Genomic DNA, 13,021 nt, shown 5'->3' with positions numbered 1-13,021 from the left:
GTAGAGGCTTTTTACTGACCGCGAGCCTATGGCAAGTAGTCCCATTAAAACAAGTTATTCATCGATTAAGAGGATGAAATACCTAATTTCCTATTCCCTTGAGATATGTTCAAGTGAGTCATAAGTCATCCAACTTAGGTATCAAGTAATGACGTCATATCTGAACAATAACACAGCTGCCGTTGATGCGACCAATAGTCCAAGAAATATAAATAGCAAAATATTATTGTGGGTTAGCTTTTCTTCAAGCTCAGAGTAACCTAAATTATCGAAGGTAATGTAATCCTCGTCACGACTGAGGTTAGAGTAGTCAAAATTCCTCACACATTCGATGAAGTGCTCAACGAACCAATAAGGCCATTGCTCAGGTTTGAATGGTGATATCTCTCCTAATTGAGCATGATCAGACAGTCTATGCCAATTACTAGCGCTCAAGTTGAGACTGTGCATACGCCAATCTTCAAAGCGGCACTGACTGACTTGTTCAACAGCAACGACGCCTACTTTTTTATGATTGTTATCTTTAAATATTCTTCGCATAAGAGAAAACACAACATCTTTTCCGCCTTCTAAGCATTGAAGAAAACTTTTTTCGTCATTGCATAGAAATCCCGATATTTTATTGTCTCTGTTATAGACATCTGAATGGCTCTGAATATGCTCAAATACAGACCTGTCTAGAGTATTTACTTTACTAACATAGATGAGTCTTACAAGGGAGTTTGATGGAACACCCTTCATAGATTTTTCTAGTCTCCTATGGCTTTCTATCTTCATTCATGCCCTCTTTTAATAATATATTTTAATTTTTTATTCAAATTGCCTCTTATTTTAAATGATTTTTGCATTATAGGTTTGTTTTACCGTGTGAAAAGTCTGCTTTTCCGTCCATATTTTTAAGATTAAGGTATAAAATGTCTGGCTAAGTCGTTGGTTCTACGAACATTACTTCTAGCGATTCACTATCTTAGATGTATAGCGGGTCTTCATACGTACTCTTTTAGGCTGCTGCTATAAATCCCTCAATGACATAGCGCTAAATTTTTTATGATGATATCAGCACATTGCTCAGGTGCTTCCATCGGTAGCAAATGTCCATTATCTGGCAGCTCAATGATCTTGTTGATGGGCACCAGATGCTGCCAAACTTTACGAACATCGTCGCTGATAAACATGGAAGGTTTGCCAACGATAATGGTGTAAGGCAAATCAATCGTATTAAGCTTTTTTAAGGCGTCATTGACAAAAGGCGTGTCGAAGTAGCTCGCCAATTCTTACTCAGGGGTGAAAAGCAAACTGTATTGCCCTTGCTTGTTTTCGACAAGACTATTTTTTGCAAAGACATAAAGATTGCTATTATTGATGCGTTTGAAGGCGCGATGAGCCCGTAGATAGTCATAGTAGGATTCGACGCTTTGCCATTGTACTTGTTTAGCTAGTGTACTTTTGAAGGGCTCTCGACTTATTTTTAAGTCGTCAGGTGCTGAGTTCATCGTGAGCATCTGCGATTTGGTAAAAGTAACGGGCTCTATCAAATATAACTGCGAAAATAGTTCTGGACGTTTGGCTGCTGCAATAGCGGTAGCAGTCGCGCCTTGAGAGTGCCCAATACCTACGACAGGTTTATCCTGTGTCTTCTCCAAAAAATCAATCAATATATCAGCATCTTGCTCGCGAGTCAGTTTTTTGAGGGATGGTAGATCGTACCAATAACCACGCATGGAGAGACTGTTGATAGTAAACTGTTCACTGAGCGTGGTTAATAGCGGCAGATAGACACCAACTGCAAAACCGTTGCCACCATAAAAATGTGCAGGAGGTAATGGGACGTTTGCATCATTATTAAATAAAGCGGATAAGTCATAATAGCGGGCTTTTTTATCACCTAGAGTCATTGCCCGTTCAAATGCTTGCATAGTATTGGCCTTATTATTTGTTAACTACCAAAATTTTCATCAATTATCAAAAGCAGGTCGAGTAAAAACTATCTTTACGCTCATTACTGCCTATCAGCTGATTATTGCATATCAAAAAAGTCGCTGTGACATGCGCGTATAGTTTGCCATCAGGCCCAACGATACGATCTTCAGCCATTGCGGTTTGTTTCCTGACATGGATGATATCAGTCTCAGCACGACCAATTGCCATGTACGCTGCTCAATGAATTGTAATGGTGTTGACCTAGTCGACCCTGAACGACTTGAGGCAGGAGTGACAACCACACTCATGTATTATTTATTGGCACGTTTGATAACTTTATTATTGTTATGCTAGAGGATTTATCAATAGGTTAGATACCTATGTAAGGAATCCTCTATGTAGTAAACGAATATATGCTCCGCAGTTGTATTGATTTGGCTGCACTTAGAACAGACTACTTTAAATAAGTTAAGAGAGACAAGTGGTTATTCTTGAGCAACTTTTAAAACGATTTTACCGACGTGTTTCTTTTCTAAGAAAACCTCTTGAGCAGTATGTATCTCTTTTAACGGAAAGGTACGCGCAATGATTGGGGCTATTTTACGTTGCTCGATGCAGTTAACGAGGTTTTGGAAGACTTCAGGTTGAAGTACAGTACAGCCATAAAAAGTTAAGTCTTTTAGATAAAATGTTCTGATATCTAGCTCAACCAATGCGCCTCCAATCGCGCCAGACACAGCGTACCGACCTCTTGGTTTTAGCAATTGTAAAAATTCAGGCCATTGCCTTCCTGCAACCAAATCAATCACGACATCAATGCAGTTTTCGCCTATTGCATCAACCAAGTCATCATCTCGAGATATCACTTGATCCGCTCCAAGTTCTAGCAGCTGTTGGTTTTTACTTGGACTGGTGATAGCAATAACATAAGCGCCGCGCGCTTTTGCCAGCTGGACTGCTGCTGATCCAACACCGCCTGAAGCACCGGATATCAATACCTTATCATACGACGAGACATTCGCTCGCGTGAGCATATTCTCAGCAGTAGAATACGAACATGGGAACGAAGCCAGCTCGACATCAGAGAGCGTACTATTTATGGCATAGGCATGTTTGGCAGCGACTACTGTATATTCAGCAAATCCACCGTCACATTCTGAGCCGTAGTAACCAGCTGATTTCAATGGTTGACCATCGATTTCATGGATACAAGGTTCAACAAGAACCCGTTCCCCAATACGTTCACGACTAATATTATCACCGACTGCTACTATCGTACCGCAGACATCTGCACCTTGGACACGAGGGAAGCTCATTGCAGTGCCAGACCAACTGGCATCAGCGCTACTGCTATCGCCTTTTGAGTACCATGCCGTTCTGGTATTGATATCCGTATTATTGACCGCTGCTGCAGAAACTCGGATGAGCACATCATCTGAAGTGACAGTGGGGATAGGAATATCATCACAGTATTTAAGCATCTCTGGTCCACCATGACCGATAAGCTGGACACCTGTCATTGTTTTTGGAATCGGTTGCATCATTTGTCTTCCTCTAAAAGTGTTGATAGTGTGCGCTGGGCTGAGATAATGGCCTTTGTTCCTAATACAGGCCATGAACTCGTAACGCCTTCGTGTAACAAAAAGATGGCTGTCGCAAGATCTTCTCTCTGACTTTGTTGTCCCAAAAAGTGCCTGACTTCTTGTTTGTGCTTCTGCACTGAGCTTGCAATCACTGGATCATCAGGAAAAGCTGCCACGGCACTCATAGACATGCAGCCATGTGGTGCAAACGCTTTCATCCATTGTTCGAGTCTGTCAAAAATATGAAAAATAGAGGCCATGCCAGGAGGAGGTGATTCATTGAGTAAAAAGTCGAGATATCTTTGGTGGCGATAGTCCAAGGCGGCAACGACCATCATCTCTTTAGAGGGATAATACTTATACAGTGTTCGCAGGCTTACATTACATGCCGTCTTGAGCTGAGCAACACTTGGTTCGGCAAAACCATATTGGCTAAATGCCTTTTCGAGCTTAATAGCAATATCTTCTTTGATAACAAAACTCCCAAAGGTAGAATGAATGTTCTACTTAAAGGGTAAAGCATTCATTCTACCTTTGTCAAGGCAGTCTATTTGATGATAGCGATAATCTTGCGTCCTCACCAGGAAGGTATTTTTAGACGGTGTTAAATATATCTTCTGAGGTACTCTTGCATCATAAACTCGACAGCAAAACACTGGTTTCGCTATTAAGAATGCCATCGATCTCTCTTACTTGCCGCAGCACTTCATCAAACTCTCTCAAGCTTGTCGTGTGTATCTCTGCTACTAAGTCCCACGCCCCATTGGTCGTATGCAGCTTGATCAATTGCGGGATACCGCGCAGCTTTCTAATCACTTGTGACGTAGACTTTCCTGTAACCTCGATCATCATCATCGCTTTGACCGTTTCGTTATCTAGTGCTTCATGCACTCGAATCGTAAAGCCTAAAATAGCGCCATTATGAATCAGTCTATCCAATCTGTTTTGGACAGTGGCACGAGAGACTTTAAGTTTTTTTGCAAGGATTGAGATGGTTGCGCGGCCGTCTTGTCGCAGCTCAGATATCAGCTCGCTGTCTAAAGAGTCATAAGTGTAGTACGCCATAAAAATGCCTTCTTCATTGGTTTTTTGACATTGTGATAAGTAGTACCTATCAATATGTCAAAAATATATCAATATTTAATAACTTATTGACATTTTAACTGACATTTATAGTTGGTAGCATATTAATTGTCGATTCAACAAACAATATTCATGGAATGGAGCAAAACGAATGTCTAAATTTATCGTATCTCAAAAGCAGGGTGTACCCTTTGTTAGTGTACAGGCGATGGCTGAAATCATCAGTAATCATGGTATCGAACAGACCATAAAAGAATTGGTAGATGCTCTAGAGCAGGATTTTTCTCGCTGGGAGCAATTCGAAAAATCCAGTCGTTTTGCCTCTCATTCCAAAGATGGTGTCATAGAGCTCATGCCTGTCAGCGATGGTGACATGTTTGCATGCAAGTATGTCAATGGCCATCCTATCAATACCAAACGGGATTTACAGACGGTAGCCGCTTTTGGCGTATTGTCTGATGTTGACACAGGCTATCCGATTTTATTAACAGAGATGTGCATCTTGACCGCACTACGTACGGCGGCGACCTCGGCACTGGTTGCCAAACACTGTGCGCCTAAAAACGCTAAAACCTTGGCGCTTGTTGGTAATGGTGCGCAAGGAGAGTTCCAAGCAATGGGCATGAAAGCAGTGGTGGGTATCTCAAAAGTACGTCTCTATGATGTTGATCCAGCTGCGTCTGAAAAAGTAGCGCATAACCTTGCCGATTCAGGTTTGGATATTACTATCTGTAAAACCGCAGAAGAAGCCGTTGAAGGCGCAGATATCATCACGACCTGTACGGCAGATAAGAAAAACGCCACCATCCTGCGTGATGATATGGTCAACAAAGGTGTCTATATCAACGCTATCGGTGGCGATTGCCCTGGCAAAACCGAGCTGGATGCCAATATTTTACTAAGAGCCGATCATGTCGTTGTAGAGTTTGAACCACAAACCCGTATCGAAGGCGATATTCAACAGCTCTCTCAAGACTTTCCTGTGACAGAGTTCCATCGCATCGTAAACGGTGAGAAAGAAGCGCGTACCAACGACAATAACTTAGTCGTATTTGACGGCGTTGGTTTTGCCTCAGAAGACTTTACAGCTCTAGTGTTTTTGCGTGATTTGATCAGAAAACAAGATACCTATGAGCTGCTTGATTTGATCCCTCATCAACAAGATCCTAAAAACCTTTATTCGGTGGTGAAAGCTCACAACAAAGATCGTAGCATAGCGACGACTGAAGCTGCATCTATGGCGTAAGTGGTTAAAAAGATCAATTATAAATTTGAATAATGAAAGAATTGCTTTACTTAATGGAGACAACATAATGAACGACTTAATGAAAAACGTGCGAATAGTAGAAGTGTATTCAGATGTCGCAGGGCACAAGAAAGGCGCGTCACTAGGCATTGATGCATTGCGCGCATCATCAAAAGAGATGAATGCAGACTACTATGAAAAACTGCAACTTGACAGTATCAAAAATGAATACATACACGAAGAAGAGTCGTCATTTAAACATGCGAAATACGCTGATGTGATTGAGCCTGTTATCTCTAAATTGGCACATAAAATAAAAGAGATTAGAGAAGATAATCAATTTCCGATCGTTATCGCAGGTGATCATTCTAGCTGTGCAGGAACCATGCATGGTCTCAAAATGGCACATCCTGATGCTGAGATCGGTGTGGTGTATATAGACGCCCATGCTGATTTTCATTCACCATATACCAGTGGATCAGGCAACATGCATGGCATGCCTTTGGCCATGGCGTGTGCGATTGACAACTTGGAATGCAAACGTAATGACCTCTCTGAAAAAGAGAAGGAATATTGGGAGCGATTGAAATTTATGGCATCTGATGAGCCATCAATCAAGCCAGAAAACGTCGTGTTTTGTGCCGTTAGAGACTATCAAGAAGAGGAGATGGAGTTAATCAAAAGACACAAAATTCCGTTATATAGTGTGGCTGAAATAACCAAAAAAGGCATCAGCGCCACAGTAGCCGAAATATTCAAAAAACTAGAGTATTGTGATCATATTTATGTCTCATTTGATGTCGATAGTGTTGATCCCTTATATGTGCCAGGGACAGGTACGCCAGCAATGAATGGTCTGTCTTATGAGCAGGCCATGCAGCTCAACATAGAGTTAATTAAGAATGAAAAAGTATGCTGCTGGGAGATGGCAGAGATCAATCCTTTGTACAACAATTCAAAAGATGACTCAACCAGAATATTTAAAATTTTAGAAGAAGTGACGCACTCCCTTTTAAATAATTACTAGTATAGAAAATTTGGAATAACTCACAAAAACCAATCTGAACGACATTATTTATAGTAGTTGAAATTGACAGGGAGTCAAAAAATAATATGGACATTATTAAGACTAATGCCTCAAGCAAAGAGGCCAGCAGCATCAATATCAGACAGTTTTTAAAGTTCTTCATACCATCTATCATAGGTTTGATGCTGTTCGTATTTCCCATTCCTTATGTAGATGGTAAGTTTGTCACCTATGCAGAGGGATTTACCATTCCTATATCTGTGTTAAAGGATTATATCCAAGGGTATATCGGTGACCTCTTGCCCTTACTCGTTGTCACCTCAATCATGATTACCTTGTGTGCTACGTTGTATACCAAAGTTATGAAACCTTCATTGATTTTGAATAATGCGTTTCTAAATAATTTGCTGAACGTTACGACACCTTGGCTTGTGATTAGAATGCTTGGTGCGTTCTTTGTTGTCGTGACCTATTTTAAATTTGGGTTTGAGGCAATATATTCAGATAATATTGGCGGCTTAATATTATATGAACTAATGCCAATACTGTTTATCGTATTTTTCTTAGCTGGGTTATTACTACCACTATTGCTCGATTTTGGCTTATTAGAATTTTTTGGAGTTTTATTGAGTAAAGTAATGCGACCTTTATTTGGTTTACCCGGTAGGTCATCTGTCGACTGCCTGACATCATGGCTAGGTGATGGAACGATCGGCGTCCTATTAACAGATAAGCAATTAGAAGGCGGGTTCTATACTAAAAAAGAAGCAGCCGTTATTGCCACCAGCTTTTCAGCCGTTTCGATTACGTTCTGTTTGGTCGTCATCTCTCAGGTCAAACTAGAAAATTACTTTCTCAATATGATTGGGGTTGTTGCTTTATGTGGAATTGTTTGTGCCTTGATAGTACCGAGACTGTTACCGTTGTCTAGAATTGAAGATACTTACACGATAGAGAACAGTGATAGAGATCATGAAACCATTCCCGAAGGGAAGACGTTATTCACTCACAGTCTACACAAAGCCGTCCACAAGGCAGATAAGAGTCCAAGCTTTGCTACTTTCTTAAAAGAGGGGCTAAAAAACATCTTGGACATGTGGATTGGGATATTACCTGTCGTCATGGCGATAGGGACCATGGGCTTAATCGTTGCAGAAGAGACGCCTGTATTTGATTATTTGGGTATGCCGTTTATTCCGCTCTTAGAGCTCTTGAACATACCGTTTGCCGCAGAAATGTCAAAAACGATTATGGTAGGTTTTGCAGACATGTTTTTGCCTGCCATCATAGGCTCTTCAATAGAATCAGAATTGACTCGCTTTGTCATCGCTTGTTTGTCAGTGTCTCAATTGATCTACATGTCAGAAGTCGGCGGATTGATTTTAGGAACCAAAATTCCAGTGAGCTTTTTTCAGTTATTAGTCATTTTTCTATTAAGAACACTTATTTCATTACCAATCATTGCCTTGTGTGCTCATATGATTTTTTAACAGGATTATCTCCCAAGTTTAAGACTACAGGGTTGACAGCAGGAGTCATGAAAAGCATAAGCCAGTAAACTCAGTGCTACTTAGGAGCAAAAGCCTCCAATAGTTCTCGCTGTTGCATAGCAAAATAGCCCATCTATGGTAGATGGGCTATTTTTACTTTTTGGAGGATTTGCTTTAGCTATCTAGTATTAATGTCCACGACCGCGATGCTCACCACTGCCTTCATGTTCAGCCTTCATTTTCTCTAATTGCGAACGTTGCTGTGCTGTTAGGACTTTTGCAATCTCAGCTCGAGCCTGTTGGCGACCATCTTTGCCTTGGCTGCGATACTTATCGTGAATAGATTTAACTTGTGCTTGCTGTTTAGCCGTTAGATTGATTTTTGAAAGTGGTCCTTTGTGCGTACCGCCTTTATGTTGCATTTGTGCTGAACTTGGCGCGGCAGTATTGGTAGCGGCTGTTGCAGGAGCAATCATCGCGACACAAGTTGATGCAGCTAATAGTGAGCCTAATAGTAACTTTTTCATGGTGTTATCCTATTTATATATCTTGGTTGAATAAACAAGTTTGCAAAATCATCTAACATTAGCGATTTCGATTAGATAAGGCGTCTTTTTATTGACCCCTTTCCGACAACAAGAATGATAAGGGATTAAAACGTTGCGTAGTTTGATGAAAATTTAAGAAGAGTAACGACTTACGCCTATCTGCCCATGTTTATTACAGCTTTGATAACAGGCTATATTGACTACCCTGATGAAGCGCTATGTCTCTCAAAAATATGTAATGACTAATCAAGCTGATGTTAAATCAAACTGGCATTAAAAATAAGAGAACTTTCTATTTTCCAATTTTATCTTTGAACTGATGACTTTAGAGGTATCATGAAAAGAACAGAAATATTTGGTAGAAAAGTTAAAATGGACATCGTTATAGGCTTCTTTAAATACTCAGGAATTCACGATGAAAAATATTTTTATTATTGGTTTAATCATGACAGCTTTAGCAGGGTGTAGTTTAGTTGAGCGCGATGCTATGTCCGTCACGCAAGTAAAAAGCGATGTAGCTACAGTGGGAGAGATAGAAACGGTTATCGGTTTACCTATCCGCCCAGGCAATGTTATGGCTACGAGTGGCGGTCGGGTGTTTTCTACCGTGCATCCTAACGATGGTGAACAGGGGATACAGTTATTTGAAGTGACTGGACCTAACCGCTATCAGCCATGGCCTTCAAACAAATTTCAATCTCCTAAAGGTCAGTATGGTGAAGCGACCATTGATACACCATTAGGTATTACCAAAGACGATCAAGGTGGGTTATGGATTGTCGATATGGGTCAACATATTGGTAAAACTCGTGTTTGGGGATTTGATATTGACACTGGCGCAGTAATTAGCAAAATCGATATACCGACAGATATCGCACCAAAAAATAGTTTTGTGCAAGACTTGGTGGTTGATAGAGAAAATGGATGGATTTATTTAGCGGATATTCCCAATCCAGCCATTATTGCTATTGATATGAACACCAATGAAGTGCGTCGTTTTGGCAATCATATCGCTTTACAACCTGAAGCTGATGCAAAAATGGTAATCAATGGTGTTGAGATTATGATGGGTGGCAAGCCGACAAACAATGGGATAAACCCAATTACGATGTCCGCTGATAATAATACAATTTATTTTGGCGCGATGAATGGTAATTCTTGGTATAGCTTAGATGCTACCTTATTTAGAACTAAAGCCAGTGATGAACAGATTGGCAAGAGCATTATACGTGTTGGTGATAAACCCGTTTCAGATGGCGCTACTACAGACAGTTATGGAAATCACTACTTTACCAACTTAAACGATAATGGCCTAGATGTGCTTGATACGAAAGGACAGCTAACATCGTTAGTACGAGACAGCCGATTTGACTGGCCTGATAATGTGTCTTTAGATACGAATGGTTGGTTGTATGTTGCAGTAAATCAATTACACAAAACGCCGCAGTTCACCGGCACCGTCGATAAAGGCCAGCCGCCTTACTATATTTATAGAGTGTGGGTAGGGAACCAATAATAGCAATACAGTCGATGTGGCGTGACAGGCGCCATTTCGGCATCGACTGTGTTTGCATACCTTGAGGCGCAAACTTGGTAATGAAAAACAGTAATCGAGATAGCCCATATTTCACGGACAAAAAAAAGCCCCAATCTTAAGATTGGGGCTTTTCGAATCTGGTAGGCGTAATCGGATTCGAATCAACGACCTCTACCATGTCAAGGTAGGTCAACGAACGTGTAAAAAATGATATTATCTTACATACACCGATATTAATAGCCTGTACATATTATACGATTTAATAATCACGATGTAAATTATAGTTTAATAAAATTTAACTCGTATTTAGGCACTGTATTTTTATAGTGTTTTTACCTCTACTCAAGCTCTTCTTAAAACAAAAAAACATGTGTGTTCGTTGAGAATCTATTCCTATTGCATCTACTATTGTCATTTTTGATTTTTTGCGTATTGCCTCTACTACTTATTCTCTGCATGATATAAGGAGATTACTGTCCTAATCTCTGCATATTTCTGAGGAACATATGAAGCATGTTACTTATATCCATGAACATCCAAACTGGACTGAATGGCAATGGTTGGACAAAAAGCTATTGCCACTCGTCAGTCGTGTGCGGATATTACAAGGCCATTTACTAGGAAAGCTGCTAACACTAGGATTCGATCTGAATGTTGAGGCGCAATTGGATGCGGTGACCTTAGAGATTATCAAAACTTCTGAGATAGAAGGTGAGACGCTAAATGATGAGCAAGTTCGTTCTTCAGTTGCGCGGCATTTAGGGCTGGATAATACCAGTATGCCAACCACTACTCGCAAGATCGATGCGGTGGTATAGATGATGCTAAGTGCCACCTATCGTTATCAACAGCCGCTATTATTAGATGATCTACTCGGATGGCATCGAGCATTATTTCCAGATGGATATAGTGGGCTTTATCGCATTCAAGCAGGCAGTATCCGTGATGATAGTAAAGGGCCGATTCAAGTAGTGTCTGGTGGGTATGGTCGTGAGTGGGTTCATTTTTTTGCCCCGAGTGCAGATAGGTTGCTAAATGAGCTAGATAGATTTTTATTGTGGTTTAACACTTCGTCGAATGAGCAAGACGATATAGATTTGGTCATAAAAGCAGGTATTGCTCATTTATGGTTTGTGACTTTGCATCCATTTGATGATGGAAATGGACGACTAACACGAGCACTCACAGAACGAATGCTGGCAAAAAGTGATAATAGTGTCCAGCGCTTTTATAGTATGTCAGCGCAAATTCTTAAACAGCGTAATGACTATTACAAAATACTAGAACGTACGCAAAAAGGCGATAAAGATATCACGGATTGGTTAGTGTGGTTTTTACAAACGCTAGAGCGATCCCTCATTGTAGCTCAAGAAACTACGGATAAAGTTATCAGTAAAGCAGGCTTTTGGCAGACGCATCGACAGCATGCTTTAAATGAAAGGCAAGTAAAAATGCTAAATATTTTGCTGACTGATTTTTATGGCAAGCTCACCACTAAAAAATGGGCGGCCATGACCAAGTGCTCTATAGACACGGCGCTACGAGATATGAATGATTTAGCAGAGAAGGGTATGATGCAAAAATCTGTAGCATCAGGGCGCAGTACGAGTTATAAGTTGGTTTTATGATAAAAATAGTATTTTTCAATTCCGCTATGACAGCAAGAAAGTATTCGAACAAACTGCAAGAGATACAACCCATTCAGTGACATAATATGAGTGGTCCCATTATGAAGGTCTAAAATATTCGATACGATAAGGAAGTCTTAACTTTATAAGAGGGTTGCATTTAGAAAGTCTTCTTTGTATGTACAAGGGATCAACATAGAGTCCAAGCTGATTGTTCAAGATGATAAAAGCGCTTAGACTTTGCTATATATCTACTGTGCAGTTATTGATTGTAGAAAAATAAAGCAAGATGTCTTATTCCTGTGTGATAAATGTGCATTATCATTTTAGTGTTGATTTATGAATGATCACAAATAGCTTTTCTAATCTTATTTAATATCGATAACTTACTAGCAGACATCAATCTCATTAATTATTAGGGGATGACAAAAGGTTTGATGAAGAATAAAATGGCCTTCGACTCTTAAAGTCAAAGGCTGCTTCAATAGTCTAGAAGGTAGTATGTACTAGACACACAAATACCTAGTTATATTTTACGATGACATCGCTACCCTCAAGCTCGACTTTATACGTGTCGAGTATAATGCTTTTATCATCTAAACATTGACCTGTGACAAGATTAAAGCGTTGCTTATAAATAGGTGAGGCGACATATAGTACATTTTCATCAGAGCCATCCTCGTTAGTAATAGTGGTGCCGCCAATCAGACCTCTAGACAAGACGTTGGCTTGACTGAACGGGTCATAATTATCAAGCGCAAATAACTGTGTTTGCTTGGTGCAAAAAATAGCCACTTGTTTGCCGTTTACGAGCGCACAGACACCTGTCTCGGGAATAATATCATTGATTTTGCACACAGTGAGCTGAGTCATCAGAAGATCCTTAATAGTAAAATATAAATGAGACCAACAACAAAAAATGCTTTTTAGCGTCTAATATTAATAGACGCTGACACGTT

The 13,021-nt window shown here is 40.2% G+C and carries 15 protein-coding genes and 1 pseudogene; 6 read left to right on the top strand and 10 right to left on the bottom strand.

The features are described 5' to 3' along the window. Window positions 1–141: 141 nt before the first annotated feature. From AC5JPT_RS05670 to AC5JPT_RS05635, 8 genes and pseudogenes are all read right to left on the bottom strand, one after another. The gene (locus AC5JPT_RS05670) at window positions 142–741 is read right to left on the bottom strand and encodes a BLUF domain-containing protein (protein ID WP_493857416.1); all 600 of its coding nucleotides are present in this window, start codon (window positions 739–741) and stop codon (window positions 142–144) included. Between the two features lie 281 nt (window positions 742–1,022). Continuing rightward, window positions 1,023–1,271, bottom strand: a complete 249-nt coding sequence (locus tag AC5JPT_RS05665; RefSeq protein WP_493857415.1) for an alpha/beta fold hydrolase — start codon at window positions 1,269–1,271, stop codon at window positions 1,023–1,025. 3 nt (window positions 1,272–1,274) lie between these two features. Further along, window positions 1,275–1,916, bottom strand: coding sequence for an alpha/beta fold hydrolase (locus tag AC5JPT_RS05660; protein ID WP_493857414.1), 642 nt, complete (start codon window positions 1,914–1,916; stop codon window positions 1,275–1,277). Window positions 1,917–1,962: 46 nt separating this feature from the next. Further along, complete coding sequence (locus tag AC5JPT_RS05655) at window positions 1,963–2,148, bottom strand: hypothetical protein (RefSeq protein ID WP_493857413.1); 186 nt, start codon at window positions 2,146–2,148, stop codon at window positions 1,963–1,965. A 257-nt stretch (window positions 2,149–2,405) separates the two neighbouring features. Continuing rightward, window positions 2,406–3,464 (bottom strand): alcohol dehydrogenase family protein, encoded by a 1,059-nt coding sequence (locus AC5JPT_RS05650; RefSeq protein WP_493857412.1) that lies wholly within the window; start codon window positions 3,462–3,464, stop codon window positions 2,406–2,408. Then, entirely contained in the window at window positions 3,461–3,688 is a 228-nt protein-coding gene (locus AC5JPT_RS05645; RefSeq protein WP_493852168.1) for a hypothetical protein, read from the bottom strand. Before AC5JPT_RS05645 ends, AC5JPT_RS05650 begins: the two co-directional genes overlap by 4 nt. A 150-nt stretch (window positions 3,689–3,838) precedes the next feature. Next, window positions 3,839–3,958 (bottom strand): annotated as a pseudogene (locus tag AC5JPT_RS05640) (TetR/AcrR family transcriptional regulator); the annotation flags it as partial. A 178-nt stretch (window positions 3,959–4,136) separates the two neighbouring features. Next, window positions 4,137–4,568, bottom strand: a complete 432-nt coding sequence (locus AC5JPT_RS05635; RefSeq protein WP_443527125.1) for an Lrp/AsnC family transcriptional regulator — start codon at window positions 4,566–4,568, stop codon at window positions 4,137–4,139. Between the two features lie 169 nt (window positions 4,569–4,737). Here AC5JPT_RS05635 and ocd point away from each other — a divergent pair, with 169 nt between their 5' ends. The 3 genes from ocd to AC5JPT_RS05620 all read left to right on the top strand — a co-directional run bounded on the left by ocd (window position 4,738) and on the right by AC5JPT_RS05620 (window position 8,349). Beyond that, window positions 4,738–5,832: an ornithine cyclodeaminase gene (gene ocd, locus AC5JPT_RS05630; protein ID WP_493857411.1), complete on the top strand. Its 1,095-nt coding sequence runs from the start codon at window positions 4,738–4,740 to the stop codon at window positions 5,830–5,832. A 67-nt stretch (window positions 5,833–5,899) separates the two neighbouring features. Then, window positions 5,900–6,859, top strand: a complete 960-nt coding sequence (locus AC5JPT_RS05625) for an arginase (RefSeq protein ID WP_493852166.1) — start codon at window positions 5,900–5,902, stop codon at window positions 6,857–6,859. A gap of 86 nt (window positions 6,860–6,945) precedes the next feature. Beyond that, window positions 6,946–8,349 (top strand): YjiH family protein, encoded by a 1,404-nt coding sequence (locus AC5JPT_RS05620; protein ID WP_493857410.1) that lies wholly within the window; start codon window positions 6,946–6,948, stop codon window positions 8,347–8,349. A gap of 188 nt (window positions 8,350–8,537) precedes the next feature. Here AC5JPT_RS05620 and AC5JPT_RS05615 read toward each other — a convergent pair whose 3' ends face one another. Then, a complete protein-coding gene (locus tag AC5JPT_RS05615; protein WP_493857409.1) occupies window positions 8,538–8,876 on the bottom strand; it encodes a hypothetical protein in 339 nt (112 codons plus the stop codon). Window positions 8,877–9,312: 436 nt separating this feature from the next. On the opposite strand from AC5JPT_RS05615, the gene AC5JPT_RS05610 reads away from it, so the two are divergent. The 3 genes from AC5JPT_RS05610 (at window position 9,313) to AC5JPT_RS05600 (ending at window position 12,062) form a co-directional block, all read left to right on the top strand. Then, window positions 9,313–10,413 (top strand): L-dopachrome tautomerase-related protein, encoded by a 1,101-nt coding sequence (locus AC5JPT_RS05610; RefSeq protein WP_493857408.1) that lies wholly within the window; start codon window positions 9,313–9,315, stop codon window positions 10,411–10,413. Between the two features lie 527 nt (window positions 10,414–10,940). After that, window positions 10,941–11,252: a DUF4172 domain-containing protein gene (locus AC5JPT_RS05605; RefSeq protein WP_493857407.1), complete on the top strand. Its 312-nt coding sequence runs from the start codon at window positions 10,941–10,943 to the stop codon at window positions 11,250–11,252. After that, window positions 11,253–12,062 (top strand): Fic family protein, encoded by an 810-nt coding sequence (locus tag AC5JPT_RS05600; protein ID WP_493857406.1) that lies wholly within the window; start codon window positions 11,253–11,255, stop codon window positions 12,060–12,062. A 522-nt stretch (window positions 12,063–12,584) separates the two neighbouring features. Here the strand turns inward: AC5JPT_RS05600 and nirD are convergent. Further along, the gene (gene nirD / locus AC5JPT_RS05595; RefSeq protein ID WP_238036651.1) at window positions 12,585–12,935 is read right to left on the bottom strand and encodes a nitrite reductase small subunit NirD; all 351 of its coding nucleotides are present in this window, start codon (window positions 12,933–12,935) and stop codon (window positions 12,585–12,587) included. Between the last annotated feature and the right edge of the window lie 86 nt (window positions 12,936–13,021).

It is taken from the genome of Psychrobacter sp. H26 (assembly GCF_059073035.1).
Note: the sequence above shows the minus strand (reverse complement) of the source record. Positions and strands in the feature narration are given on the sequence as shown.